Genomic DNA, 25,898 nt, shown 5'->3' with positions numbered 1-25,898 from the left:
GTGACAAGTTTTAACGAGAAGTTTTTCCCTTGGAAGAAGAACCACTCGTTCAGCTTTAACGAATCCATAGGAGGAAAAGAAAAACAATGAGCAAAGAAATGTTAAATGCATTAGACGTATTAGAAGCTGAAAAAGGGATTCCTAAAGATACGGTGATTGAAGCGTTACAAGCAGCTTTAGTTTCTGCATATAAAAGACATTATGGACAAGCAAGCAACGTCGAAGTTGAATTTGAACCAAAAAAAGGCAATATTCACGTGTATGCTGTCAAAGAAGTAACAGAAGAAGTATTTGATTCACAATTGGAAGTTTCATTAAAAGATGCCGTTGCATTAAATGGGGCATATGAAATCGGCGACAAAATTCGTTTTGAAGTTACACCAAAAGACTTTGGCCGCATTGCTGCCCAAACAGCAAAGCAAGTAATTTTACAACGTGTCCGTGAAGCGGAAAGAACAATTATTTATAATGAATTTAGCGAATATGAAAATGACATCATGCAAGGAATTGTTGAACGTCAAGATCGTCGTTATATTTATGTAAACTTAGGTAAAATCGAAGCAGTCTTATCAAAACAAGATCAAATGCCAAATGAATTTTACCAACCGCATGATCGGATTAAAGTTTACGTATCACGTGTTGAAAACACATCAAAAGGCCCACAAGTTTTTGTAAGCCGTAGTCATCCAGATTTACTAAAACGTCTTTTTGAACAAGAAATTCCAGAAGTTTATGATGGAATTGTTGAAATCGTAAGCGTCGCTCGTGAAGCTGGCGATCGTTCAAAAGTAGCCGTTCGTTCAACAGATCCTAATATTGACCCAGTGGGTACCTGTGTTGGTCCAAAAGGCCAACGTGTTCAAGCGATTGTGAATGAATTAAAAGGCGAAAATATGGATATTGTGGAATGGAACGAAGATCCAGCTATTTATATTAGTAATGCCTTGAATCCAGCTCAAGTATTAGATGTTATTTTTGATCCAGAAAATAGCAAAGCATGTACAGTTGTTGTACCTGATTATCAATTGTCATTAGCAATTGGTAAACGTGGTCAAAATGCGCGCTTAGCTGCTAAATTAACGGGCCATAAAATTGATATCAAATCAGAATCTGATATGGCTGAATTTTATGAACAACAAGCCAATCAAGAAGTTGCCGAAGTTGCAGAAGAAATGGATGAAGCAATTATCCATTCAGATATGACGGCAGATGATTACGAAAACTTGGCTGCTGAAGAAGCAGTTGTTGAAGCAGAAATTACAGAAGAATTACCTGAACAAGAATAACGTTTTTGGAGGGTGAAAAAATGAAAAAGAGAAAAATTCCAATGCGTAAATCGGTTGTTTCAGGCGAAATGAAACCGAAAAAAGAATTAGTCAGAATTACTCGCTCCAAAGAAGGCGAAGTGGCCTTAGATCCAACTGGTAAATTACCTGGACGTGGCGCTTACGTTGATTTGGATCCTGCGGAAGTCCAAAAAGCTTGGGATAAAAAAATTCTTGATCGTGTCTTAGAAACAAAATTAAGTGATGAATTTTATCAAGAACTATTGGATTATGTAACACATCAAAAAGCCCGCAAAGAGTTGTTTGGCGATGGAAAATAAAACCAAAATTTTGAACCTTTTAGGTTTAGCAATGCGCGCCGGTAAATTAGTCACAGGCGAGGAATTAACCCTTAAAGATATTCGTGCAAACAAAGCAAAATTTGTGTTTGTTGCGCAAGATGCCAGTGAGAATACTAGAAAGAAAATCAAGGACAAAAGTTCTTATTATAATGTTCCTGTTAGCGAACTGTTCAGTCAATTCGAGCTCAGCCAAGCGATTGGGCGACCACGAATGGTTATCGGAGTAACTGATGCAGGATTTGCCACCAAAATCAAGGAATTACTAAAAGGTTAGGAAGGTGATTGCATGGGAAAAAAAAGAATTTATGAACTAGCAAAAGAAATGAATAAAGCAAGCAAAGACGTTGTCGATAAAGCGCATCAATTAGGTATGGATGTTAAAAACCATATGGGCGCAATTAGTTCCGAGCAAGAAACAAAGCTTCGTCAAGCATTCGGAGGAGGAAGTACCGTAAATACTCAATCAAAAGCAACAAACAACCAAAAGCAACAAACAACACAAAATAAACCAGCCAATAAGAAACCAATGAACAATAAACCTGGTGAACAAAGAAATAACCAAAATCGTCCAAACAATCAATCAACGAATGGACAACAAAGAAACAACAACAACCAAAATCGTCACGGCCAAAGCAACACACAAAACCGTAGCAATCAAACAAATACAAACAATCAAAACCGCAATACCCAAAACAATAACGGTTCTACAACGAATCAAAATCGGACCAGCCAAAATAACAATGGCGGGAACAACCAAAACCGTGGCGGCCAAAACCGTAACAACAATTTTGGTGGCGGTCAAAATCGTAATAACCGGAATAACTTTAATAACCAAAACCGCAATCGTTTCAACAAAAAAGGGAAAAAAGGCAAACATCAACAAGAATCAGCGAAGCCAGCAGTACCAGCACGTAAATTCCGTGAATTACCAGATGTTTTAGAATATACAGAAGGTATGAACGTGGCGGATATTGCGAAAAAAATCCACCGCGAACCAGCGGAAATCATCAAAAAATTATTTATGATGGGTGTCATGGTTAACCAAAACCAAGCCTTAGATAAAGATACAATTGAATTATTAGCTGTGGACTATGGCATGGAACCGCAAGAAAAAGTTCAAGTTGATATTGCGGACATTGATAAATTCTTCGAACCAGAAGCAGTTGTTGAAGAAAACTTAACTACACGTCCCCCTGTTGTCACAATCATGGGACACGTAGACCACGGGAAAACAACATTATTAGATACATTGCGCCATTCTCGTGTGACTTCAGGTGAAGCGGGCGGTATCACGCAGCATATTGGTGCCTATCAGTTAGATATTGATGGCAAACCAATTACGTTCTTAGATACACCAGGACATGCGGCCTTTACAAGTATGCGCGCGCGTGGTGCCAGCATCACTGATATTACCATCTTAGTTGTTGCAGCGGACGATGGAGTAATGCCACAAACAATCGAGGCGATTAACCATGCGAAAGCGGCAAAAGTGCCGATTATTGTAGCAGTTAACAAAATTGATAAGCCTGGTGCGAACCCTGATCATGTGAAACAAGAATTAAGTGAACATGAATTAATTCCTGAAGAATGGGGCGGAGATACGATTTTCGTCAATATTTCAGCGAAATTCAATCAAAACATTGATGAACTATTGGAAAATATTTTATTGATTGCTGAAGTAGAAGACTTAAAAGCTGATCCAACGCAAAAAGCAATTGGAACAGTGATTGAAGCGCGCTTAGATAAAGGTAAAGGTCCGGTTGCGACATTACTCGTTCAACAAGGAACTTTACATGTTGGTGATCCAATCGTTGTTGGTAATACTTACGGACGTGTTCGTGTGATGACCAATGACATGGGCCGCCGTGATAAAGAAGCAGGACCCGCAACTCCTGTAGAAATTACCGGATTAAATGATGTTCCTCAAGCGGGTGATCGTTTTGTGGTCTTTGAAGATGAAAAAACGGCACGTCAAGCAGGGGAAGAACGGGCTAAACGTGCGTTGCTTGAACAACGTTCAGCAAGTAGCCGTGTGACATTGGATAACTTATTTGAAAGCCTAAAAGAAGGCGAATTAAAAGAAGTTAATATCATTGTCAAAGCAGACGTACAAGGATCTGCCGAAGCCGTTTCAGCAAGTTTACAAAAAATTGATGTAGAAGGCGTTCGTGTGAAAATTGTTCACGCGGCAGTTGGGGCCATCAATGAAAGCGACGTAACTTTAGCTGCAGCAAGTAATGCGATTATTATCGGCTTTAACGTTCGCCCAACACCACAAGCAAAACAACAAGCAGAACAAGAAGAAGTTGATATTCGTTTACACCGTATTATCTATAAAGCCCTAGAAGAAATCGAAACAGCGATGAAAGGGTTATTAGATCCAGAATTTGAAGAAAAAATTACGGGTCAAATGACGGTTCGTGAATTGTACAAAGTATCTAAAGTTGGCACAATCGCTGGCTGTTATGTTACAGAAGGCTTTATTCGCCGCGATAGTGGCGTGCGTGTCATTCGTGATGGTATTGTTATTTATGAAGGTAAATTAGCAAGCTTGAAACGCTTTAAAGATGACGTGAAAGAAGTCAAACTTGGTTTTGAATGTGGTGCTATGATTGAAAACTTCAATGATTTACGTGTAGATGATGCGATTGAAGGCTTCATTATGGAAGAAATCAAACAATAATTTTAGTAATTGGAGGAAGACACTATGGCAAATTATCGTGACCGTCGTGTAGGTCAAGAAATCATGCGTGAAGTGAATGATATCTTGAACAAACGCATCAGAGATCCACGCGTCCAAGGCATCACTATTACAGATGTTCGTGTGACCGGTGATTTACAACAAGCAACGATTTATTACAGCTTGTTATCTGATTTAGCTTCCGAACAACAAAAAGCTCAACAAGGATTAGACAAAGCCAAAGGACTGATTCGTAAAGAATTAGGACAACGGTTAACCTTGTATAAAACACCAGAGTTGATTTTTGAAAGAGACGAATCTGTCCAATACGGAAATCACATTGATGAGTTGATTCGTAAGTTGAATCAAGGTGAATAATTAAAAAGAAAAAGCACACCAGACGAATGGTGTGCTTTTTCTTTTCATGATTTCTTGATAAAATAGTCATGGAGGTGCAAAGATGAAAAGAATTGTTGCTTTCTATAAAAATGGAGATCGTTATTTAAAAGAAATGGGTTCAGGCAAGAGTTCCCTGTACTTTTTTCTTTTCTTCTTTGTACTACATAGTATGCGGGAACGTATTATTCAGTTCATCGGATTTTGGCCGTCATTTATATTCGTCCTCATACTTGTCCCAAATCTTATGATTGGCGTCGGACATATTAACCATTGGTACAAAAATCGCTCTTGAATTTTCCAGAATACTTTTAAGCATGGAACAAAATCCTTATTGATTTTGTTCCATGCTTTTTAAGTTAACCCAGTATTTAATACCATCACAGAATAATCCCTAAATTCAAAAATCCGTCCTTTATAAAGATAAGTGGCGCCATACTTTTGTCGATAGTACGTAATCACATTTTTTAATGTCTCAACATCGATTTCCAAAAATTCAGCACAAGAATAATGGTTGCTTAAGCCAGCTTCAGAGCAACGAATTAAATCGTCTAATGTAACTAATTGCTCTAAGGCCACATTGCGGGCTTTCAACTCTTGCTTCCGATTTTCTGTACAATTTTGATTTAAAATAGTGCCAACGGATGTTTGATAATGCCCGTATTCCTCGGCTAAAATGTTCTTCTTTTGACGGGTACTCAATGTTTTTTCAATATAAATTTTGCCATTTCGATACAACCCATAACAACCTGTTTGATTGTATAAATCAATTTCTAAAACCGTCACATCCTTTTGAATGGAACTGACGAGTTTTTCATAATCATTCACTTTACCATTCACCTGCCATTACTTAATAAAAAGAGTAGATGGGAAGTTAATCCTCTTTTTTGTCAGAAGAAATCGATTGTTGATATTTGGCATCAATTTCATCCAAGTAATCGTGAATTTTCTCGATTTCTTCTTTTGAAAATATCTTTTCTGGATCCCCAGCGTGGGCAGCCAGTGTCATTTCGTCACGGCGAGGGAATGAGAGAATTTCTGCTTGCGTTTGTTGTTCGTGTAATTGTTGTTCGGCAAATTGATAAACGATGGCTTGTCGTTGGGGTTCTAATTTTTTATAAATGCGGTCGATAGTTGAGGCATTTTTTTCCATGGGAACTTCTTGCCCCATCAACCAGGCCTCATTAATGTCTAATGCATCTGCAATGCGATAAACTTTGTCTTGTTTTGCTTCGTAACGACCAGCTAGCCAATCGCTGATCGAAGATTTACCGATGCCAGTTTTTTTCGCTAATTCACTAGGTTTGATGTTCTTGGCTGTTAAAGCTTCTTTTAAACGGATAGCAAAAATGTTCATATTTCCGAACCTCCTATTGCCTCAAAGTATACTATACCTGTTTAGAGAAGGCAAGTAACAATCGCAATTAAAATTAGCGGTTCATAAAACCGAACTTATGAGTTGACAGTGAAAATATTTGATGCTAAGATAGAGCCATTCAAATGTTCGGTTAACTGAACTATTTTTTTGAACACTTTGTTCGGAAAACCGTATTTTGGTAGAAAGGGTGAAGAAATGAGTCGGAATTATAAAAAAACGTTGTCGGATATGTTACTTTTAGCAATTATTTTATTAATAAGCAGTGTCTCAATAAAAATTGGGGCCATCGTGATTGGTATGATTGGCCTCATGGAATTACTAACAGAGTAACAATAATTTAGTCAAAAGGAGAGAAGCGGATTGGCAGAGCGACGCATGTTTGCAAAAACGATTATTGATAGTGATGCGTTTTTAGATATGCCCTTATCAAGTCAGGCCCTGTATTTTCATTTAGCGATGCGTGCCGATGATGATGGATTTATCAATAATCCCAAAAAATTGCAGCGAATGGTCGGTTGTGGGGAAGACGATCTAAAATTGCTAATGGTTAAAAAATTTATTCTAGTATTTGAAAGCGGTGTGATCGTTATCAAACATTGGAAAATTCATAATTATATTCGCAGTGATCGTTACAAACCAACCTTGTATCAAGAAGAGAAAAATCAGATTGTTGAAAAAAATAGCAAAGCTTATACGTTTAAAGCAGAATCGTCTGTCAGTGGTCAACCAGCTGACTACCAACGGTTACCACAGGAAAGCATAGTCCAGTCTAAGTTAGGTCAGAGTCAAGGTAGTAGTTCAGAAAACGATTGTTTAAAGATGATTTATCATTTTTATGAGGAAAACGGCTTTGGTACACTGGCCTCAAAAACAAGCCAAGATTTTAAGTATTGGTTGCAAGATTTTATGCAAAAAGGGGCTAGCCAAGAGGAAGCATGCCAATTAATCTTGCATGCTTTAGGAATTGCCATCGATCGAAATAAACGGAATTATGGCTATGTAAATGCTATTTTGAAAAGTTGGGAGCAACAAAATTATTTATCCGTACATGAAGTTTTGGTAAATGATAAAAAACAAGTGTTGGAGCATACGCCGCAAATTACAGAAGAATATCAAGAGTTAGGTTTTTAAAGAAAGGAGGAAATCAGTATGCATGCGACAGATCAAACTTTTCAAATACTATTGAGTCAATTGTTAGAAAAAGTTGAAGACCGTTGTCCTGAATGTGGCAGTGAACAATATGTTTGGCAACAAAAAAATAAAGATGGCACAGAACGTTGTGCCCCAACTTGTTGGTCGTGTGGGTATAAAATGCTAAAAAAACATGAACAAGAAGCCAATCAACAACGTTCTCAAGAGAGTTTTATGGCACGTACACAAAAATTTTTTCATCAAGGGTCCTTAATTGCTGATGATGCGCTACGGCAATGTCGTTTAACCAATTACCAAACCACTGAATTAGAAACAAGACAAGCAAAAGAACGGGCCTTAGCAGCAGTTTCAGCGATTGTTGAAGAAAAGCCAATTCACGTTATTTTTTCAGGGAAACCTGGTGTCGGTAAAAGTCATTTGGCTATCAGTATTTTAGTTGAAGTCTTAGAACGCTCTGCATATCAAAAGTATTGTTTATTTGTCAGCTACTCTGAGTTATTAGAAAAACTAAAAATGTCCATGAATGAATCGGCCAAAAGCCAAGCAAAGGCTCAAGCGTATATTACTAGAATGAAAAAAGCAGATGTTTTGGTCTTAGATGATTTAGGTGCTGAATTAGGAATTAAAAATAAAGTTAGTACGGATTTTAATAATGACATCTTAAATCGAATTTTAGAAGCTAGACAGAATAAAGCAACTATTTTTACTACTAATTTTTCTGGAAAACAACTGGTGGAGGCCTATGGAACACGCATTATTTCTCGTCTAATGAAGCACGCCAGTGGCTATGTTTTCCAATATAAAGACACAACAGACAAACGAATGAGGAGTGTGAAATAAATATGTTAACAATTATTATTGGGTTTATCTTTTGGACAATGACACTGATGTTAGGTTATCTAATTGGTGAAAGAGAAGGCCGTAAACATGAGTAATTTAACAAAATGTAAAAAAGATTTATTTGAAATGAAAAGCGTTGTATTTAAAGATATTTCAAAGCAACAAAGCGAAAAAGCACAAAAAAGAAAACGACTCTTACAACTAATGAATCAATATCCCGATTGGGCAAGTCAAAAAAATAAACTTATTATGCAGGAAATTCAAGAATTAGGACAAGCAATCGGTAATTGGTCGATGGATCAATCAAGACCCATCCAATCCATCAAGGCCGCATCGTTTACAAAAAGCGAGTATCTCTATTTAATTTGGCTCGGTTATTCAGATGAAGCGATTCGTCACGGCTTAGACATGTCGAAAGAGTGTTATTTTATTTATCGATTAACACTTTTAAATGAATAAAAGTAAAGGAGATTAACCAATGCGTACGTCAACATTTAATTATATCAAAGATATTTTAGCAGACTTTTATAAAACAGATGAGTATATCCGGCAACGGGAAGAAGAATTACGGCACCCTTATCAAGAAGCAGATTTAAATGCTGGTATTAGAGGACAAGGACTTCACTCTGTAGTGACCGAACGAATGGCGATTACGATAGCTATGGATCGTCGTCTGTGGAACTTAGAGAGAAATCGAGACATTATCAAAAATTGTTTAGCTGAAGCGGATGAACAAACGCGCGTGATTATTGAAGAACTATATATGAAAAAACGGCCCTCTTTAACATTAATTGGACTTGCCCAGCAATTATTTATTAGTAAAAGCCAAGCCTATAAATTAAGAAATCATTTCTTTGAAGCGGTGGCGGATGAACTAGGGATGTAAACATGGAAAAAGCGTGGAATTTTTTCAGGTGTCAACATGGTAAATTAATAGTGTCGAAAGAGATAGATAAACGTGAGGCAACCAAAAAATGAAGACACGGAATTCTATAATTTTGACTGCTTTCTTGTGTCAGCTATGAAGGAGCAGAAAATGCCGGCTACTTTCAAAATCCTTCATTTTGACTAGAAGAGAGCCAATTTGTTAACCAATCCTGAATTTTTTGAATGGAAAGGTGGCGCTAAAAATGAATGAAGCGGAACAAGAGTTATATGAAGCCCTTGTTGCAATCTGCCAGACGTCAGGATTTTTGTTGCTAGAGGAACTGCCGACAGATTTACCAGATCAGCCATTTGTTTATTTAGGTGATAGTAAAGAATTACCTAAGCCAACTAAATCAGCTATTTTGGGAGAAATTGAATTAATAATGCATGTTTATGGTGCGTTATCTGAACGACAACAAATTTCTACAATTAAAGGAACGATTTTACGGCAGGCAACCAGTAACTTAAAACGAACGGCTCATTTTAATTGGGGTATCAAACATCAAGAAGTCAAAGCACAAATGGTAAAAGATACCAAACAAATGAAAAAAACAATTTGGCATGCTGTACTACCATTACACATGCAATTTTACTAGGAGGAATTATCAATGGGAGAAGTTATGCAAGGAAAAGACCGTATTTTATTAGTTCGTCGCTTGGATGAAGCAGCGACAAAGAAAGCAATGAAACCCTTATTTCAAATTGAACATGAATGGGAATTCTCACGTGAATCGAGCGGTACGCAAACAAAAGATGGCGTTGCGAATGCTGTTTCTGGTTTAGAAGTTACGTTATCGTTAAGCGGTTTAGCCTCTCGAGATGATGAAAATTTATACATGAAAGACGCAGTTGAAGATGGCATCTTAATGGAATTTTGGGATGTTGATTTAAAAGGTGAAAAAAATGCGGAAGGTAAATATCCAGCAATTTATGCCCAAGGTTATGTAAATTCATGGAGTTTACCAGCCAATGTAGAAGAATTAGTAGAAATCGAAACAGAAGCCTCTATTAATGGCAAACCACAAGATGGTTTTGCAACAGTAGAAGCAGATATTATTGCAGAAGCACAATATGCGTTCCAAGATACCGTTCCAGAGAAAGCACCACAACCTGGCGAATAATCAAAAAGTGTTGAATTTTAGGAGGATAAAAAATGAATTTAGAGATTAACGGAAAAACAATTGAAGTGAAATTTACGATTGGCGCGATTCGCGAATTAGATAAACGTTACCAAATTGAAAATGGCGCTGCCAAATTCGGCATGGGCATCAGTTCAGCAATGATTTATTTACGCCAATACAATCCAGTAATCTTAGTTGACATCATGGAAGCTTTACAAAGTGGGCAATTAAAAATAGGTAAGTCGGAAATTGAAGCATGGTTAATGACCCAAGATGTCAAAAAACTTTCAGATGATTTGCTTAAAGAAATGGGAAAGCAACCTCTTACAAAACCAATGATCGATCAGTTCAGCAAAGAAGCGAAGAAAGCAGAAGCGCAAGCGACCAACTAATTAAAACGAGCGATGACGTGTATCACGACATCGCTCTTTCTGCTTTTCGCTACTTAGGCTGTCGTTCATTTGAAGAAGTGGATCGGATGACCATGTCTGAATTTGAATTACGAATGATTGCTTTTAATTTAGCAGAAGTAGATGAAGAGCGGAAAAGGCACGAGCTTGCCTACTTAAATGTTAAAGCGCAAGCGACAAACAAAAAAGGAAAACCCGTTTTTGAAAGCTTTAAAAGTTTTTATGATTATGAAAAACGAGTTGCTGAAGTTCTGGCAGCTAACCAGCCACAACGAACGAAATTAAATGAGCGGAAAAAAACGCAACTTGCCACTGTGGCAGAGCGTCTACGCCGCTATCGAGAAGGGAGGAGAGTAGATGGAGAATGACAAAGAAAAAACGCCGTTATCGGAGGCAAAGAAAAGCCTTGCAGGCGTCCAACAAGCATTAAAAAGTATGAGCGGTGAGTATGCCTTATTAAGTGGATATTTAGGGAAAATTAGTGCGGGTGTCAATCAGTCAGCCACGGTCATGAACACATTTAAAACCGTTATGCAACAATCTGGAGAAACAGTGAAAAAAACAGGAGACGAAACAGCAAAGGCAGCAGATCAAATGAACACAGCGTTAACAGATTCTGCTGAACAAGCCGGTGAAGCAGCTAAAAAAGCGGGGAAAAAAACCTCTGATGGCTTTACTAATGCACAAAATAATATGCTGAGCTTTGGGACTGCCATGACTAGTGCCGTTTCCTTACCTATGCTGAACGTTTTAAAAACAGCTATGGGCGTCGGTGCTGGGGTCAGTGGCGAATTTCAAGGAATGCAAGGACTGATTATGGCCAGTGCAGGAGGGATTTCTGATTCATTGCAAGGCGAGTTGCAAGGGGCATTGACTCAGATGAATCAATCATTTGAAGCGGCGGCACAAGTGATTCAAAGCGTGATGGCTCCAGGAATGGAAATTTTGGTTCAAGTGGTTATCACAGTCGTCAAAGGCATTACAGCTTTGGTGAATTTATTTATCAAATTACCAAAACCCGTCCAAGTTTTTATTGTTGCCATTATGGGCATTTTAGCCGCCATTGGGCCCATGTTGATTATGGTAACGATGGCTCAGCAAAAATTTCAACAGTTTAGTGATGGTTTGGTTCTTGTAAAAGGAAACATTGGGAAGTTAGGTGGTGGCTTATCAAAACTAAGTGCTAGTTTTAGTGCCTTAAGTGGAGGACCATTAATTTTAATTGTAGCAGCCGTTTTAGCAGCGGTAGCAGCGTTTGTTTATTTCTATAAAACCAATGAAACATTTAGAAATAGTATCAATAGCTTAGCTAGTGCCATTCAAGGAGCTGTTTCAGCGGCGTTTGGCAAATTGGTAGGACTGCTACAACAGATCCAGCCGGCCTTTCAGCAAGTAATGGCAGTTTTTAAACAATTTTTTGCAGTAGGCTTAGAGAAAATGGCGACTATTTTTTCAACAATTGGTCGTGTGCTAACAGGCGTTTTTGCCAGCGGTTTGCAATTAGGTAGTAACTTATTAGGGCAATTTGGTGGCACCTTTGACAAAGCTGGTTTAGCGGTTGGTTTTTTGGTAAAAGTTCTGACAAAGGTTGCACTGGCTGCATTAGGAATTTCCGGGCCGTTTGGTCTAATTATTTCCTTGATTGTTTCATTCGTGACGGCCTGGATGAAAACCGGTGATTTGAGTGCGGGTGGTATTACCCAAGTCTTTGATAATTTAGGTAACACGATTACATCGGTTACAACAATGCTGGCAGCTAATCTACCGAAAGTTATACAACTTTTTACAACCGTCTTAACCAGTATTCTCGGGAAAATAACAGAAGCTATTCCAAGCATCGTAACCGCGTTATCTAGTTTAATTACGTTAATTGTTGGTGCGATCGTTGCCAATTTGCCAGTCTTAATTGAAGCGGCAACACAAATTATTACTACGTTGATTCAGGGGATTACAACAGTCTTACCAATGTTGATAGAAGTTGGTTTGAGCTTATTAATGACTTTAGTTAATGCGATTGTCACCGCCTTGCCAACAATTACAACTGCAGCGATTAATATCATCACTACATTAGTGACAGCTTTTGTCACAGCGTTACCAATGCTAGTTACAGCAGGTGTTTCAATTATCACGGCCTTAGTCAATGCATTTGTTACGATGTTACCGTTGATTTTGACTGCAGGTTTACAAATTTTGATGGCATTAATCACTGGGATTATGACGATTTTACCTCAGTTAATTCAATCAGCGCTGACGATTATTCTAGCGTTAGTGACTGCGTTGGTAGGTGCCTTACCACAGATTATCAGCGCAGGTGTCAAATTGTTAATGGCGTTAATTCAAGGAATTATTTCGATTTTACCAACCTTAGTTGCGGCAGCTATTACCTTGATTTTGACATTGGTAAATGCCTTAATTGGTGCGTTACCACAAATCATCAGCGCAGGCGTCAAATTGCTAATGGCTTTGATCCAAGGGATTATTTCAATTTTACCGCAACTGGTTACTGCAGCAATTACGCTCATTACCGCTTTAATGGGTGCGTTAATCAATGCGTTGCCACAGTTGTTAAGTGCTGGGATTCAACTGATTCAAGCCTTAATTAATGGTGTACTCAGTCTATTGGGTGCCTTGCTGTCCGCAGCAGGAACATTAATCTCACAAATGATCATGAAGATTGGTTCTTATTTTGGTCAACTGTTAGCTTCGGGCGGACAGTTAGTTGAAAATATCAAAAATGGGGTTACCAATGCAGCCGATCAGGTAAAAAATGCCATTGGTTCTGTAATTGAAGGTGCTTGGCAAGCAATCCAAGGTTGGTTTTCAAAATTCACCGATGCCGGTGCGAATATTGTCGGCATGATTGCTGATGGAATTACAGGCGCAATTGGAAAAGCCAAAGAAGCAATCGATGGGGTCGTCAGTAAAATTCGTAACTTTTTACCATTTTCACCAGCAAAAGAAGGTCCCTTATCTGATTTGCATAAATTGAATTTCGGCGGCACGATTGCCACGGGGATTTATGCAGGCGAAACAGCCGTTAGTAGAGCAATGGCTTCTATTTTAGACTTACCGCTGTTAAATGATTTTGCCTTGGACTTAGCTGGTCGAGGAAACTTCACGGCAACGATTGACCATCGTTTAGAAAATGATGCATACAATCGACCATTATTTGTGACAGTAGAGTCAACGTTAGATGGAAAAGTCGTCGCAGCTACTACGGCGCCTTATTTAGCAACGGAGTTACAACGACAACAAGTGAAACAAAATAACCGCTTAGGAAGGAGAGGATAACATGTATAAATTTGTTGATACCAATCAAGCAACTCATTCAACGCCTCTTCCTTCAGAAGCGTTAAATTTTAACGGCCAATTTTTAGAAAAAGTCATCCCTGGTTATCAAACATTATCAGTTTCAGGACGAGAATTAGTTCCAAGCGAAATTGAAAGCTATCAATTAGGGATTCGTGATGGCAAACGTCACGTTTATGCGCGGATTCCAGAACGAGAATTAACAGTCAAATATCGGCTTTCAGCTGTGAATAATGAAGCGTTTCGAGATGCATTTAATCATTTAAATGTTGCTTTGTTTACGGAAAAAGACGTTTCTATTTGGTTTAACGACGAACCGGAAATGCTGTGGTTTGGCAGTAAGTCTTCAGTGAGTGATGTACCCGAAGGCGTTAACCAAGTAACAGGCACCTTTACTTTATTGCTTTCTGATCCGTATAAATACACACGGAGCGATGCGACTAGTGTGATGTGGGGTTCGCCAACCATTACATTTCAAGCGAATTACTTAATGGGGAATACAGGCTCAGGTGCAGTTGATTTTCCAATTTTAATTGAAGGCGGGGCTTATTGGGGATCAACCATGATTACCTTTCAAAATCGGGCCTACACGATGGGGGATTTAGGCAAAGAAGTTCGGCCAATTGAAATTTATCCTACGGTCGAAGGATTAAAAGTCAAACCGACCATTATTTTAACAGGAACCGGACGTGGTGTTTGGATTAAAACACGGAACGATACAATTAACTTAGGAGACTTTGATCGTTCGGAAATTATCATTGATACTGAAAATTTTTATCTGACAAAAAATGGTGCACCGATGATTCGACCAATGAACGATTTTTATCTATATCCCAATGAACCGCTGTATATTCAAGCCAAAGATAGCGACTTCCGCTTGACGATTCGCTATCCTAACCGATTTGTGTAGGAGGGTGATTAAATGTTAATGGCGCTGGATTTGAAAAGAACATATACGGCAATCTTGGATAATGCCTATCAAGTCAGTTATGAAAAAATAGAGAACAAAATTGGGAGTTTAGATTTTACCATGCCACTAGATGATCCTAAAAATGAATTTATTGAAGAAATGCAATGGGTGGAACTGACCGACAATGAGAATGAATATATTGGTTTATATCGCGTGATGCCAACCACAATTAAGAAAGATGCGAACAATAATCAAATTCACTACTCTGCCACAGAAGCATTATGTACCTTAGGTGATACTGTCCTTTTTGGTTGTCACGAAATTAAAAACAAAACAACGAAAGAGGCCATTCAATTTCTATTGAATAAACAAAAAACAAAGCATTGGGTCCTAAAAAAATGTGATTTTTCAAGGAAATTAACCTATAAATGGGAGAATGAAAACGGGCTAGTCGAGCCTTTATTTAACATCCCAGCCGATTTCGAAGAGGAATATCTTTGGCAATGGAATACAGAGGTCTATCCTTTTGAACTTTCATTAGTCAAACCACCAACAGAAGCAGTTGCGCGAATTCAAGAAGGTTACAACATGCAAGGATTTGAAATAGAACGTAATCCCAAGATGCTAATCAATCGGATTTATCCATTAGGTTCAGGCGAAGGTGTTAACAAAGTCAATATTCGCTCGGTCAATCAAGGGGTTCCGTATTTAGAGAACAAGGCCGCAATTGACCGCTATGGTTTATTGGAGTCAATTTGGGTAGAACAGCGTTTTTCTGATCCCAAGGCATTAAAGGAAAATGCTTTGCGAATGTTAGAAGAATGGACCAAACCACAAGTTTCTTGGGTAGTGACTGCAGCTGATTTAATTAAATTAACAGATCAACCTTTGGCAATCGATCGTTTGCGGTTGGGTACGGTTATCATGATTAATACGAATGAATTTGGGAGTGTCAACCTTCGTATCAAAAAAGAAAGTAAAAAAGATGTCTTTGGTGCCCCCCAAGACATTCAGCTAGAGTTGGGAAATCTGCAAGAAACAATTCATAGTACCATGACAGCTTTCAGTCGGAAACAAGAGATTAGCGAAACTTACGCACAAGGGGCGACGACACTTTTAAATCGTTCAATACAAGGAGAACTTAGCAAGACACAGCCAGTGGAGCTGAATTTATACTTTGACGAGGACATTCTTTATGTAAACACCGCAGAATTAACGTTCAAGGCAACTGCTAAAGGATCTTCGCATTCTGTAACGAATATTGATTTGGTAGTGGATGGCAAAAAATTACCCCAACTATCATTGCAACAACAACGGCTAAACATTTTGAGTTATTTACGAAAAACAACAGATGGAAAAATCGAACGCGGCAATCACACGCTTCAATTTTTCTCTCATCAGCCACTATGGTTGGATGCTTCGGTCATCTGTCGTGTGTATATTCAATCCCAATTGGGTGGCCAGTTTTAATAAAATAATGAAAACTAGAGGAGTGTGACGAAATGTCAGTAGAACATATTGAAGAATTAGATACCCTGAATCAAGGTCGCCTTAAAATCAATGCAATCTTGGATCAGTCGAACGCATCAGCTGAGAAAGTTGATGCTTACCAAGTCCAGTTAACGAATGGAATTTCTGAAGCGAAAAACATCGCAGATGAAGCTGGCAAAGAAGCCGTACAAATTGCCACTGATGCAGGCAATCAAGCAAATGAAACAGCCAACCAAGCGATGAACAATGCAAAAACAGCCATCACGATTGCAGGAAACGCAGTTTCAACGGCAAATAATAATAAACAAGAATTTGATACTTTGCGAAATGATTTCGATCAATTAGTAGCAGAAGCGGGTGATAGTAATCCAGAAATTGTCCAAGCACGCACAGATACGCAAGGTATCAAACAAGCTACCTTAGCGAATCGTCTTCAAATTGATTTGAATGACCGTATGACAAAAGCAGATGGCATTTCTTTATTGGCTAAACCAACTACTGTCAAAATGAAGTTAGACTTTAACGGTAAAACGGCCGGCAATACAGCCACCAATGCAAACAGCTATTCCACTGATTTTACGGCTAAAATTCTTAAGAAGCCAACAGATGTTTGGGAGGAAGTTTCTCAAGCAGACTACAATAAAATGGCCAGCCGTGATGATGAGGGTGTGAAAACAGGTTCCACCCAAAGCGGTGTGATTCCGCAACAATTAGCGGCCTTTAATCTCGTTGAAGCCGCTAAAAAATTAATTCCACAAATGTTTGAAACATTCACAACTGACGAGGCGGTGGCATTTATTCGCCAGAACGTTCAATTTTTTATGATTAATCAACGTGTGAAAGCCGTTGCGCCCAATAATCAAACGATTAAAATCGCTACGTATTTACCAACTACGGATAATTGGGTAACTCAAATCCAAGAATCAGCAAAAGAGTTCGGCGATTTTTCAATTCAAATCAATGATCAGAATTTTATCACAGATGAAGGGTTCATTTATTTAATGAGCTATACAGATTCATCGAATGGGGTAACGCCAGCTAGCTTAGAAGTTGATTACGTGGGGCTTCATATTGGTCTGTCTGTTGATGCCCAGGCGGTTTTAGCGAAGAGTGGTTTTGTTCAAGCAGAGCAACTCAATACCCATGTGGAAAATCAGGATAATCCGCACCAAGTAACCGCTGAACAAGTAGGGCTAGGCAATGTAGAAAATTATGGCTTCGCATCAGACAGCGAAGCAGTCGCGGGAACTTTAGTGAGTAAATATATGCACCCGAAAAACGTTGCGGAAGCGATTAAAGGTCAAGCTGTGACACAAACAGGTGATCAAGAGATTGCTGGGGTGAAGAATTTTGTAACTATGCCAACCGTCAATGGTTTGCCTTTGGAATCCTCTAGAATGGCCATTTATGAAGCTAGTGGAGTCGGTGAAGTCGAGGCAAAATATCAGGCGGCCTTTAATAAGGATAATATGAAATTTGTATTAATTAGGGTGGGAAATCGTGTCGATGCATTTGTAAGATGTAATTTGAGTGATCCAACGAAATTGAATAATAATTTGGTTAAAGTGTTTACTGTTCCAACAGGATATACATTATCGACGAAGATTACAAAGGGAATATGGAATTTGGCGTTAACTGCTATGCAATATACATTCCCTCAACCGAATTGTGCTGGTTTATATGAGATGGGAAATCAAGGAATTCTTTTTGGTGCTAACCGTGCTGGAAATATTTACCTACAAGGAAGTTGGTACACGGACGATCCGTTTCCGACAAAATAACAAGCTAGTTTAGGAGACTTTTTATGGAACGTTATCTCAACACAATAACAATGCTTTTAAGCATTTTCGGTGGGATTGTCGTACGTTTATTAGGCGGATTAGATCAATTGTTGGATGTCTTCCTCTTTTTAATTATTGTCGATTTCATCACAGGTTGGATTAAGGCAATCGCCACAAAAGAATTGTCCAGTCGGATTGGTATGCTCGGAATTGCGAAAAAAGTGACGATGTTATTTGTGGTTGCTGTAGCGGTTCGTGTTGAAAAAGTTGTGGGGAACAATTTGCCAATTCGGGAAATGGTTCTGATTTTTTACATTGCGAACGAAGGACTTTCTTTTTTTGAAAATATTGCGACCTTTATTCCTATGCCGAAAAAGTTAAAAGAGTTATTTATTCAGTTAAAAAATAAAGATGATTAAGTAGAAGTGGTCGGGACAAACGTAGAACTTTCGGCTGATTGCCGAAGAAATTACTTCTGTCCCGCCATTTATCTGCAGGTTTAAGCCATGAAAGGGAAGTTATTTTGACTTTCCTTTCATGGCTTTTTTTAGAAAGGAGTATGCTATGTTTAAAAAATTAATGATTCAACTTGCTTTAGTGATTGGCTTAAGTTTAACGATTCCGATGACGGCTTGCGCTTACACCATCGAAGCGGATCCAATCAACTTTACTTATTTTCCAGGCTCTGCAAGCAATGAATTAATTGTTTTACATGAATCAGGAAACGAGCGGAACCTAGGACCACACAGTTTAGACAATGAAGTGGCCTATATGAAACGAAATTGGTCAAATGCTTATGTCTCATATTTTGTCGGATCTGGTGGACGAGTGAAACAATTAGCTCCTGCTGGTCAAATTCAATATGGCGCAGGTGCTTTAGCTAACCAAAAAGCATATGCGCAAATCGAATTGGCTCGAACGAATAATGCGGCGACGTTTAAAAAAGATTATGCTGCCTATGTTAATTTGGCCCGTGATTTAGCTCAGAACATTGGTGCTGATTTTTCGCTGGACGATGGAACAGGTTATGGCATAGTCACTCATGATTGGATTACAAAAAATTGGTGGGGAGATCATACAGATCCTTATGGTTATTTAGCGCGTTGGGGGATTAGTAAAGCGCAGTTGGCACAAGATTTACAAACGGGCGTTTCTGAAACAGGTGAGACTGTCATTATTCAGCCGGGTAAACCTAATGCGCCAAAATATCAAGTAGGACAAGCAATTCGTTTCACTTCAATCTATTCAACACCAGATGCTTTAATCAATGAACATCTATCAGCAGAGGCACTTTGGACACAGGTAGGAACAATTACAGCGAAATTACCGGACCGACAAAACCTTTACCGTATTGAAAATAGCGGACATTTGTTAGGTTATGTGAACGACGGCGACATTGCTGAACTTTGGCGCCCGCAAAAGAAGAAATCATTTCTAATTGGTGTGGACGAAGGCATTGTTTTAAGAGCAGGACAACCTAGCCTGTCAGCCCCAATTTATGGTATCTGGCCCAAAAATACTCGCTTTTATTACGATGCGTTTTATATTGCAGATGGGTATGTTTTTATTGGTGGAACAGATACGACAGGCGCGAGAATTTATTTGCCAATCGGACCAAACGATGGCAACGCACAGAATACATGGGGATCATTTACTAGCTAAAAAAAAGCCACAAACTCTGATAAAAGCAGAGTTTGTGGCTTTTTGTGCATTTAGCAGAGATTTTGCCAAAGGGAATAAGCAATGGAGACTGCGAAGCTAGGTACTTTTATGCTATAATGACAAAGTTAGTATTATCGGAACTGGAGGAACTATAATGGACGGCATTTTACCGTTATGGAAGGAACGTGGCATGACAAGTCATGACTGCGTATTTAAATTGAGAAAAATTTTACATACCAAAAAAATTGGTCATGGTGGTACGTTAGATCCAGATGTCGAAGGGGTCTTACCCATCTGCGTTGGCAAAGGAACGAAAGTGATCGAATACATGGTAGATTCTGGCAAAACCTATGAAGGTGAAATTACACTTGGATTTGCTACGACAACCGAAGATGTTAGTGGTGAAATTGTTGAAAAAAAACCAGTTACAACACCTCTGTCAACTGAACAAATTGATCAAGCAATGGCCGAAATGACAGGTGAAATCACACAAATCCCACCGATGTTTTCTGCGGTGAAAGTCAATGGTAAACGTTTATATGAATATGCGCGGAACGGGGAAGAAGTTGAACGGCCCCAACGAAAAGCAATGATTTATTCATTTGAACGCACTAGTGAACCAATTTTTAATGAATCTGCTCAAACACAAAGTTGGCGGTTTAAAGTGGTCTGTGGCAAAGGAACCTATGTGCGGACACTATCCGTGGATACTGGCAAAAAATTAGGCTATCCTGCCCATATGTCGGATTTAACGAGAACGGCAAGTGGCGGTTTGCAAGCTGCGCAATGCTTAACGTTAGAAGAAGTAGCCAAACAAATGGCTGCTGAAACAATCGATCAATGCCTGTTGCCCATTGAGACAGCAGTAGAACAATTCCCACGAATTGATTTATCAGATGAATTGTATCAAAAAGTAAAAAATGGCATGCGTTTGCACAAAAAAGAATTAGGAATAAAGGCAATGCCAGAATCCTTAGTTGCCTTATTTTACCAAAATCAAGTGGTTAGTTTATACATGCCACACCCAACGCATGATAAATTATTGAAACCAAGTAAAGTTCTACGGAACAATTAAATAAAAAAGAAGGAAGTTTTTGCACATGCAAGTTATTCAACTACATCATCCCTATGAACCCAATCAAATTCCTAATGAAGAAGTCGTGATGGTCCTAGGCTTCTTTGACGGTGTTCACAAAGGCCACCAAAAAGTAATTGAAACAGGTAAAAAGATTGCTGAGGAAAAAGGCTTGAAGTTAGCTGTGATGACCTTCAACCAACACCCATCAATCGTTTTTCAAAAAGTTTTACCAGAAAATATGAAATATTTAACTAGCTTGGAACAAAAAGAACGCCTAATGGCCAACTTGGGCGTTGATATTTTATATATTGTCGAATTTACTTCAGCGTTTGCTCAATTAAAACCGCAAGATTTTGTCGATCAGTATATCGTTAATTTAAATAGTGCAGTAGCAGTCTCTGGGTTTGATTATACGTATGGTCCTAAAGAAATCGCTGGAGTCAAACAGTTACCAACTTATGCGCAAGGCCGTTTTGAAGTGGTGACAGTACCAAAAGAAGAAATGACTGGTGCCAAAATTAGCTCAACAAGAATTCGCGAAAAAATGGAAGCCGGCGAAATGGAGGAGGTCACGGAGTTGTTAGGATATATTTATGAAACAGAAGGAACAGTTGTCCATGGCGATGCTCGTGGCCGTTTATTGGGTTTCCCGACCGCTAATGTCAAAGTGAAAAGCACTGTGCGCTTACCAAGAATTGGCGTCTATGCTGTGCAAATCGAAGTTGGTGGCAAATGGTATGTCGGCATGGGCTCAATTGGTCATAATGACACCTTTGGAGAAGGACGCGATTTAACCGTGGAAGTCTATATTTTGGACTTCCATCAAGACATCTATGGTGAGCAAGTGGTGGTTCGTTGGAATCATTATTTACGTGACCAAGTGAAATTCAATGGGGCTGAAGCCTTGATCGACCAATTAAAACAAGATGAACGAGATACGGCTGACTATTTCCAACAATCTGAGGATAAATAATGAAGATTCGTCAAGAAAAACCTGCAGAGTATCAAGCTGTAGAACGTTTAACGTATCAAGCGTTCAAGGAATTAAACTTGACCGAAAACTGGCGTCCCACAGAGCATTTTATCGTGCATTTATTAAGAGAAAGTGCCGACTTTATTCCGGAGTTGTCCTTAGTTTCAGAAACTGATCAAGGAAAATTAACGGGTCATATTATGTCTTCAAAAGCCAAACTACGATTACCTGATCATACAGAGAAGGCTGTTTTGACCGTTGGGCCGCTAAGTGTCCATCCAGAAGCACAGAACACGGGCGTAGGCTCAGCGTTAATTAAGCATTCTGTGCAGAAGGCCAAAGAATTAGGCGTCGGCGGATTGATTATCCTGGGCCATCCAACTTACTATACGAAGTTCGGTTTTGTTCCAGCGACTACTTTTCAGATTACGTTACCGGAAAAAGAAACATCAGAAGCATTATTGGCTTTGGAATTACTGCCAGGTTATTTTGGCACAAGTGGTGGGGAGTGGCATTTTTCAACATGCTTTGCTTATCCAGAAACACACCCTGCAGAATTAGAAGCCTTTGAAGCAGAACTCGGAATAAATGAATAAAGAATAATAAGACGCGACAACTACTAGTTAAGTACTGGTGGTTGTCGCGTCTTTACTACTTTTTATTACAAAGTAGTTGACAGAACCGGTACTCAGTATTATCATGTAGTGGTACATAGTACTAAAGAGTAGTTTAGGGAGGAAAAGCAGTGAAGCAGACAGAGTTGCTAAAAGGCATTTTAGAAGGTTTAGTTTTAGCCATCATCCAAAGGAAAGAAACATATGGTTATGAAATTACAAAAATTTTAAATGACCAAGGGTTTACTGAAATTGTTGAAGGAACCGTTTATACGATTTTACTGCGTTTAGAAAAAAATCAATGGGTTATAGCTGAAAAAAAGCCTTCAGAAAAAGGACCAATGCGGAAGTTCTATCGCTTAACCTCATCAGGAGAAGCAGAACTCGCTGATTTTTGGCAGCGTTGGACGTTGCTTTCAAAACAAGTAAACAAGATGAAAAAAATGGAGGGATAGAGCATGTCAGATTTTAAAGCGTTGATCAAAAAAGTTATTGGGGATAAAAAAGAGTACAAAGAATATAAACGACGGATTGCAGCATTACGAGCAGAGTATCGACAAGTATTTCAAGAAATTGAAAAATATGCATGGCATTTTTCAGATCATAGCGGAGCCAATATGTTCAATGCGTTGACTGATTTACTTGATTTGTTTGAAGAAGGAGCTGCTAACGGAACACCTATCAAAAATATTACGGGAGAAAAAGTAGGTGATTTTGCTGAAACAATTGTCAATGAAGTCGCTGGCAAATGGACTGATAAACAGAAAGAAAAACTGAATCATCAATTTTCTAAACAATAGTCAAAACAAAAAAAGGAGAATAAACATGGTTGAAAATTTTTTTAAAGAAGGAAAGTTGCTGGTTATTCCCAAGAAAAATGCGAAAAAAGTCCAAGTGTTTCAACGTGTGGCCAACCAATTTGAATTTGGGAAAGAATATACGGAAAAAGAAGTCAATCAGCGACTTAGAGAAATCTATGAAGATTATGCACTTTTGAGACGGTATTTAGTAGATTATCAGTATTTAGAAAGAGATAAGTTTGGAAAAATTTATCAGAAATGTGAGCAACACACAAAAATTATATAAATGGCTTTTTTTAAAAGTAGCGAAACTAGGTGAAATGAACCAAGTCTAGCTACTTTTTGTTATGTAAGCTTAGTAATAGTTCTATAAAAAACTCTCTATTTGTTTTCTAACTCAGACTGGTAAGATTGATTTAATTAGAAAAAGATAGAGGTGAGAGAATGAATCTACGTACTTTAGGTCTAACAAAAATTCTTTTGACCTTTATTATATTAAGTATTATTGGTGCATTAATGATTTATAGCGCCAGTAGCTATGACTTGTTGATGCAAGGCGTGAAGCCCACTGCTGTGTTTATTAAACAAGGCATTATTATGTGTCTCAGCTGGGTGCTAATGTTCGTGATTTACAAAGTTCGACTAGAAGTGTTATTTAATAAAAAAATTGCGATTGGACTGCTTTTAGTTTCGGTACTATTACTGTTAATGGTTCGACTACCTTTTTTTGGTGTAGCAGCGAATGGCGCACAACGTTGGATTTCTCTCTTTGGAATCCAATTTCAGCCATCAGAACTTTGTAATTTTGCGATTATTTATTACTTGAGCTGTTATTTAGGTGAAAAAGAAAATGGCTTGACAACGAAGCAGTTAAGGAAACAATGGCTGTTTGTTTTGGTCGTTGCATTTTTAGTTTTAATTCAACCCAAAGTTGGCGGGGCTATTCTCATTTTAGTTATTGGCAGTGTCTTGATTTTCTCAGCAAGTATTCATGCAAAATTTAGTGTAATTGCTGCGGGGATTGTCGTTGCTAGCGCGGCGCTTCTTTCTAAAATAATTATTTTTCTAGGCGATCACCGCTACTTACCACATTTTTTTGCGCATGTGTATGACCGCTTAGTTGTTTTGAAAAATCCGTTTTTATCCTTTCATGATCGCGGATTTCAGCCTTCAATGGCCTATTTAGCAATGTATAACGGTGGTTTTTGGGGCACTGGATTAGCCAATGGTATGGTAAAAAAAGGTGGCTTGCCAGAAGGTCAAACCGATTTTATCTTTGCGGTGATTGTGGAAGAACTTGGTTTGATTGGCGGCTTACTATTGCTATTTCTTTTGTTATTTTTAGCGGCCTCGATTTTGCGGAGTAGTTGTGTAATAAAAAATCATTGTTACGGCTTGTTTTTGTTAGGGGTCGGGACCTTGATTTTAGCTCAAACGGCGATTAACATTGGTGGCGTTTTGGGGTTGATTCCAATGACGGGAATTCCTTTACCGTTTGTTAGTTACGGTGGGACAAGTTATTTAATCTTTTCAGTGGCATTAGGAATCGTCATTAAAATTATTGCAAACGAAAGGCGGCAGTTAAATGGTCAATACAAAAAAATTCAACTTACATCTTAATTATGATTTATTATTGCCCATTTTTTTACTCACACTTTTATCTTCTGGTGTGCAATATTGGATTGCCGTTAATGAAGGAAAAGACGGAACTGTGCCAGCATTAAAACAACTCTTCTTTATTTTTGTTGGCTATGCAGGCATGTTTTTAGCTAGTCGGCTGTCACAGAAATTTATTTGGAAAGTAGCTCCTTTTTTCTATGGATTTTCATTAATCTTGATGAGCGCTTTGTATTTTTCCTATGACAAAGGAATGTATTTATTGACGGGCACAAAGCGCTGGTTAGATTTAGGGTTTATTAAATTTCAGCCATCAGAAATTGCGAAAATTGCGTTTATTTTAATGTTGGCAAAAATTATTGTCCAACATGAGCAACAAGACTGGTCCGATAAATGGCGTTCAGACAAGCAACTTCTAAAAAAAATCGTTGCGGTTAGTGTCCCTGTTTTTTTCTTGATGGCGGTACAAAAAGATTTTGGGACATCCCTTGTTTTCGTAACGATTATTCTATCTCTTTTAGTTATTTCGGGAATTGATCGCAAAATTTTAATTATTATTTTCAGTGCTTTAGCAACGTTAGGCGTGATCTTGATTCTGTTAGTCTTTACAGAGTGGGGGCACAAAGTACTCTTCTTTTTACATTTTAAACAATATCAATTGGATCGAATTTTAGCATGGATTCATCCCTATGATTATGTCGATAAAATCTCCTATCAACAAGTACAAGGCTTATTGGCAATTGGTTCGGGTGGTTTATTTGGCAAGGGTGTGCATGGGATTGAGGTGTATGTTCCTGTTCGTGAGTCTGATATGGTTTTTACTTTTATCGGGGAAGCCTGGGGCTTTGTGGGCAGTGCCACTGTTGTTTTTCTCTATTTTTACTTGTTTTATCAAGTTTTAGTAGCTGGCTTGCGGAGTAATTCGCGTTTCTGTATGTACATCTGTGTCGCCCTTATTTTTTCGCTGGTCTTTCAAACGGTGGAGAATATCGGTGCGGTGATTGGACTGTTGCCGTTAAAAGGCATTCCTCTTCCGTTTTTAAGTCAAGGAGGCACTTCGTTAGTGATGGCTATCACTTCTTTAGGATTTGTTAAAGGAAGAGAAGCCGCTACCTGAAAACACAAATAAAAA

General features: G+C 38.5%; 30 protein-coding genes. 28 read left to right on the top strand and 2 right to left on the bottom strand.

Going from position 1 to position 25,898, the window contains the following annotated elements; all coding sequences use genetic code 11:
- Positions 1-86: 86 nt before the first annotated feature.
- Genes nusA through rbfA form a run of 5 tightly spaced genes read left to right on the top strand, consistent with a single transcriptional unit; the run spans position 87 to position 4,685 of the window.
- The gene (nusA, locus tag KQI94_RS02310; RefSeq protein WP_002357862.1) at positions 87-1,286 is read left to right on the top strand and encodes a transcription termination factor NusA; all 1,200 of its coding nucleotides are present in this window, start codon (positions 87-89) and stop codon (positions 1,284-1,286) included.
- Between the two features lie 20 nt (positions 1,287-1,306).
- On the top strand, positions 1,307-1,606 hold the full coding sequence (locus KQI94_RS02305) for a YlxR family protein (RefSeq protein ID WP_002363794.1): 300 nt from the start codon (positions 1,307-1,309) through the stop codon (positions 1,604-1,606).
- The gene (locus tag KQI94_RS02300; protein ID WP_002357860.1) at positions 1,596-1,901 is read left to right on the top strand and encodes a YlxQ-related RNA-binding protein; all 306 of its coding nucleotides are present in this window, start codon (positions 1,596-1,598) and stop codon (positions 1,899-1,901) included. The genes KQI94_RS02305 and KQI94_RS02300 overlap by 11 nt, the downstream gene beginning before the upstream one ends.
- 12 nt (positions 1,902-1,913) lie before the next feature.
- Positions 1,914-4,310: a translation initiation factor IF-2 gene (infB, locus tag KQI94_RS02295; protein WP_002357859.1), complete on the top strand. Its 2,397-nt coding sequence runs from the start codon at positions 1,914-1,916 to the stop codon at positions 4,308-4,310.
- Positions 4,311-4,334: 24 nt separating this feature from the next.
- Positions 4,335-4,685, top strand: a complete 351-nt coding sequence (gene rbfA / locus KQI94_RS02290; RefSeq protein WP_002360497.1) for a 30S ribosome-binding factor RbfA — start codon at positions 4,335-4,337, stop codon at positions 4,683-4,685.
- A 372-nt stretch (positions 4,686-5,057) separates the two neighbouring features.
- Here the strand turns inward: rbfA and KQI94_RS02285 are convergent, their stop codons facing one another.
- Together KQI94_RS02285 and KQI94_RS02280 are read right to left on the bottom strand one after the other, a co-directional pair.
- Positions 5,058-5,543: a toxin gene (locus KQI94_RS02285; RefSeq protein ID WP_002382232.1), complete on the bottom strand. Its 486-nt coding sequence runs from the start codon at positions 5,541-5,543 to the stop codon at positions 5,058-5,060.
- Between the two features lie 34 nt (positions 5,544-5,577).
- A complete protein-coding gene (locus KQI94_RS02280) occupies positions 5,578-6,060 on the bottom strand; it encodes a helix-turn-helix transcriptional regulator (RefSeq protein ID WP_002357856.1) in 483 nt (160 codons plus the stop codon).
- A 168-nt stretch (positions 6,061-6,228) separates the two neighbouring features.
- Here KQI94_RS02280 and KQI94_RS16695 point away from each other — a divergent pair, with 168 nt between their 5' ends.
- The 23 genes from KQI94_RS16695 (at position 6,229) to KQI94_RS02170 (ending at position 25,883) form a co-directional block, all read left to right on the top strand.
- On the top strand, positions 6,229-6,411 hold the full coding sequence (locus KQI94_RS16695) for a hypothetical protein (RefSeq protein WP_002369529.1): 183 nt from the start codon (positions 6,229-6,231) through the stop codon (positions 6,409-6,411).
- Between the two features lie 45 nt (positions 6,412-6,456).
- Complete coding sequence (locus KQI94_RS02275; protein ID WP_002390143.1) at positions 6,457-7,212, top strand: DnaD domain protein; 756 nt, start codon at positions 6,457-6,459, stop codon at positions 7,210-7,212.
- An 18-nt stretch (positions 7,213-7,230) separates the two neighbouring features.
- Positions 7,231-8,073, top strand: coding sequence for an ATP-binding protein (locus KQI94_RS02270; protein ID WP_002369527.1), 843 nt, complete (start codon positions 7,231-7,233; stop codon positions 8,071-8,073).
- A gap of 66 nt (positions 8,074-8,139) precedes the next feature.
- A complete protein-coding gene (locus KQI94_RS02265; RefSeq protein WP_002363798.1) occupies positions 8,140-8,532 on the top strand; it encodes a hypothetical protein in 393 nt (130 codons plus the stop codon).
- Between the two features lie 19 nt (positions 8,533-8,551).
- Positions 8,552-8,959 carry a RinA family phage transcriptional activator gene (locus tag KQI94_RS02260; protein WP_002360491.1) on the top strand — a complete coding sequence of 136 codons (408 nt, stop codon included), beginning with the start codon at positions 8,552-8,554 and terminating at the stop codon, positions 8,957-8,959.
- A gap of 220 nt (positions 8,960-9,179) precedes the next feature.
- Positions 9,180-9,596 carry a hypothetical protein gene (locus KQI94_RS02255; RefSeq protein WP_002382237.1) on the top strand — a complete coding sequence of 139 codons (417 nt, stop codon included), beginning with the start codon at positions 9,180-9,182 and terminating at the stop codon, positions 9,594-9,596.
- Between the two features lie 12 nt (positions 9,597-9,608).
- Positions 9,609-10,121 (top strand): phage major tail protein, TP901-1 family, encoded by a 513-nt coding sequence (locus tag KQI94_RS02250; RefSeq protein ID WP_002369526.1) that lies wholly within the window; start codon positions 9,609-9,611, stop codon positions 10,119-10,121.
- 32 nt (positions 10,122-10,153) lie between these two features.
- Positions 10,154-10,513 (top strand): tail assembly chaperone, encoded by a 360-nt coding sequence (locus KQI94_RS02245; RefSeq protein ID WP_002357848.1) that lies wholly within the window; start codon positions 10,154-10,156, stop codon positions 10,511-10,513.
- A gap of 17 nt (positions 10,514-10,530) precedes the next feature.
- Positions 10,531-10,899: a hypothetical protein gene (locus KQI94_RS02240; RefSeq protein WP_002361692.1), complete on the top strand. Its 369-nt coding sequence runs from the start codon at positions 10,531-10,533 to the stop codon at positions 10,897-10,899.
- Complete coding sequence (locus KQI94_RS02235) at positions 10,889-13,822, top strand: hypothetical protein (RefSeq protein ID WP_002390144.1); 2,934 nt, start codon at positions 10,889-10,891, stop codon at positions 13,820-13,822. Before KQI94_RS02240 ends, KQI94_RS02235 begins: the two co-directional genes overlap by 11 nt.
- 1 nt (position 13,823) lies before the next feature.
- On the top strand, positions 13,824-14,750 hold the full coding sequence (locus tag KQI94_RS02230) for a distal tail protein Dit (protein ID WP_002365553.1): 927 nt from the start codon (positions 13,824-13,826) through the stop codon (positions 14,748-14,750).
- 12 nt (positions 14,751-14,762) lie between these two features.
- Positions 14,763-16,220, top strand: a complete 1,458-nt coding sequence (locus KQI94_RS02225) for a phage tail protein (protein ID WP_048950948.1) — start codon at positions 14,763-14,765, stop codon at positions 16,218-16,220.
- A 32-nt stretch (positions 16,221-16,252) separates the two neighbouring features.
- A complete protein-coding gene (locus KQI94_RS02220) occupies positions 16,253-18,022 on the top strand; it encodes a hypothetical protein (protein ID WP_002369522.1) in 1,770 nt (589 codons plus the stop codon).
- Between the two features lie 23 nt (positions 18,023-18,045).
- Entirely contained in the window at positions 18,046-18,441 is a 396-nt protein-coding gene (locus KQI94_RS02215; protein ID WP_002357842.1) for a phage holin family protein, read from the top strand.
- Positions 18,442-18,559: 118 nt separating this feature from the next.
- Positions 18,560-19,684 carry an SH3 domain-containing protein gene (locus KQI94_RS02210; protein ID WP_002390146.1) on the top strand — a complete coding sequence of 375 codons (1,125 nt, stop codon included), beginning with the start codon at positions 18,560-18,562 and terminating at the stop codon, positions 19,682-19,684.
- 154 nt (positions 19,685-19,838) lie between these two features.
- Entirely contained in the window at positions 19,839-20,759 is a 921-nt protein-coding gene (gene truB, locus KQI94_RS02205; RefSeq protein ID WP_002357840.1) for a tRNA pseudouridine(55) synthase TruB, read from the top strand.
- Positions 20,760-20,784: 25 nt separating this feature from the next.
- A complete protein-coding gene (ribF, locus tag KQI94_RS02200; protein WP_002363808.1) occupies positions 20,785-21,735 on the top strand; it encodes a riboflavin biosynthesis protein RibF in 951 nt (316 codons plus the stop codon).
- Positions 21,735-22,331: an N-acetyltransferase gene (locus KQI94_RS02195; RefSeq protein ID WP_002357838.1), complete on the top strand. Its 597-nt coding sequence runs from the start codon at positions 21,735-21,737 to the stop codon at positions 22,329-22,331. The genes ribF and KQI94_RS02195 overlap by 1 nt, the downstream gene beginning before the upstream one ends.
- A 149-nt stretch (positions 22,332-22,480) precedes the next feature.
- Complete coding sequence (locus tag KQI94_RS02190; RefSeq protein ID WP_002357837.1) at positions 22,481-22,804, top strand: PadR family transcriptional regulator; 324 nt, start codon at positions 22,481-22,483, stop codon at positions 22,802-22,804.
- Between the two features lie 3 nt (positions 22,805-22,807).
- Positions 22,808-23,149, top strand: coding sequence for a DUF1048 domain-containing protein (locus KQI94_RS02185; protein WP_002369519.1), 342 nt, complete (start codon positions 22,808-22,810; stop codon positions 23,147-23,149).
- 25 nt (positions 23,150-23,174) lie between these two features.
- Positions 23,175-23,435: a DUF2087 domain-containing protein gene (locus KQI94_RS02180; protein ID WP_002360471.1), complete on the top strand. Its 261-nt coding sequence runs from the start codon at positions 23,175-23,177 to the stop codon at positions 23,433-23,435.
- 158 nt (positions 23,436-23,593) lie between these two features.
- Positions 23,594-24,769 (top strand): FtsW/RodA/SpoVE family cell cycle protein, encoded by a 1,176-nt coding sequence (locus KQI94_RS02175; protein WP_002357834.1) that lies wholly within the window; start codon positions 23,594-23,596, stop codon positions 24,767-24,769.
- Positions 24,735-25,883: an FtsW/RodA/SpoVE family cell cycle protein gene (locus KQI94_RS02170; protein WP_002369517.1), complete on the top strand. Its 1,149-nt coding sequence runs from the start codon at positions 24,735-24,737 to the stop codon at positions 25,881-25,883. The genes KQI94_RS02175 and KQI94_RS02170 overlap by 35 nt, the downstream gene beginning before the upstream one ends.
- Positions 25,884-25,898 lie beyond the last annotated feature (15 nt).

It is taken from the genome of Enterococcus sp. S183_ASV_20 (genome assembly GCF_018919685.1).
Taxonomy (GTDB): Bacteria; Bacillota; Bacilli; order Lactobacillales; family Enterococcaceae; genus Enterococcus; species Enterococcus faecalis.
Note: the sequence above shows the minus strand (reverse complement) of the source record. Positions and strands in the feature narration are given on the sequence as shown.

Bases quoted from the DNA above. Each gene is read 5' to 3' on its own strand.
- KQI94_RS02275 (WP_002390143.1), top strand. From the start codon at position 6,457: ATGTTTGCAAAAACGATTATTGATAGTGATGCGTTTTTAGATATGCCC.
- KQI94_RS02300 (WP_002357860.1), top strand. From the start codon at position 1,596: ATGGAAAATAAAACCAAAATTTTGAACCTTTTAGGTTTAGCAATGCGC.
- infB (WP_002357859.1), top strand. From the start codon at position 1,914: ATGGGAAAAAAAAGAATTTATGAACTAGCAAAAGAAATGAATAAAGCA.
- KQI94_RS02230 (WP_002365553.1), top strand. From the start codon at position 13,824: ATGTATAAATTTGTTGATACCAATCAAGCAACTCATTCAACGCCTCTT.
- KQI94_RS02170 (WP_002369517.1), top strand. From the start codon at position 24,735: ATGGTCAATACAAAAAAATTCAACTTACATCTTAATTATGATTTATTA.
- KQI94_RS02280 (WP_002357856.1), bottom strand. From the start codon at position 6,060: ATGAACATTTTTGCTATCCGTTTAAAAGAAGCTTTAACAGCCAAGAAC.
- KQI94_RS02305 (WP_002363794.1), top strand. From the start codon at position 1,307: ATGAAAAAGAGAAAAATTCCAATGCGTAAATCGGTTGTTTCAGGCGAA.
- KQI94_RS02220 (WP_002369522.1), top strand. From the start codon at position 16,253: ATGTCAGTAGAACATATTGAAGAATTAGATACCCTGAATCAAGGTCGC.
- truB (WP_002357840.1), top strand. From the start codon at position 19,839: ATGGACGGCATTTTACCGTTATGGAAGGAACGTGGCATGACAAGTCAT.
- KQI94_RS02225 (WP_048950948.1), top strand. From the start codon at position 14,763: ATGTTAATGGCGCTGGATTTGAAAAGAACATATACGGCAATCTTGGAT.
- KQI94_RS02175 (WP_002357834.1), top strand. From the start codon at position 23,594: ATGAATCTACGTACTTTAGGTCTAACAAAAATTCTTTTGACCTTTATT.
- KQI94_RS02250 (WP_002369526.1), top strand. From the start codon at position 9,609: ATGGGAGAAGTTATGCAAGGAAAAGACCGTATTTTATTAGTTCGTCGC.
- rbfA (WP_002360497.1), top strand. From the start codon at position 4,335: ATGGCAAATTATCGTGACCGTCGTGTAGGTCAAGAAATCATGCGTGAA.
- KQI94_RS02185 (WP_002369519.1), top strand. From the start codon at position 22,808: ATGTCAGATTTTAAAGCGTTGATCAAAAAAGTTATTGGGGATAAAAAA.
- KQI94_RS02180 (WP_002360471.1), top strand. From the start codon at position 23,175: ATGGTTGAAAATTTTTTTAAAGAAGGAAAGTTGCTGGTTATTCCCAAG.
- KQI94_RS02235 (WP_002390144.1), top strand. From the start codon at position 10,889: ATGGAGAATGACAAAGAAAAAACGCCGTTATCGGAGGCAAAGAAAAGC.
- KQI94_RS02215 (WP_002357842.1), top strand. From the start codon at position 18,046: ATGGAACGTTATCTCAACACAATAACAATGCTTTTAAGCATTTTCGGT.
- KQI94_RS02210 (WP_002390146.1), top strand. From the start codon at position 18,560: ATGGCTTTTTTTAGAAAGGAGTATGCTATGTTTAAAAAATTAATGATT.
- nusA (WP_002357862.1), top strand. From the start codon at position 87: ATGAGCAAAGAAATGTTAAATGCATTAGACGTATTAGAAGCTGAAAAA.
- KQI94_RS02245 (WP_002357848.1), top strand. From the start codon at position 10,154: ATGAATTTAGAGATTAACGGAAAAACAATTGAAGTGAAATTTACGATT.
- KQI94_RS02260 (WP_002360491.1), top strand. From the start codon at position 8,552: ATGCGTACGTCAACATTTAATTATATCAAAGATATTTTAGCAGACTTT.
- KQI94_RS02195 (WP_002357838.1), top strand. From the start codon at position 21,735: ATGAAGATTCGTCAAGAAAAACCTGCAGAGTATCAAGCTGTAGAACGT.
- ribF (WP_002363808.1), top strand. From the start codon at position 20,785: ATGCAAGTTATTCAACTACATCATCCCTATGAACCCAATCAAATTCCT.
- KQI94_RS02270 (WP_002369527.1), top strand. From the start codon at position 7,231: ATGCATGCGACAGATCAAACTTTTCAAATACTATTGAGTCAATTGTTA.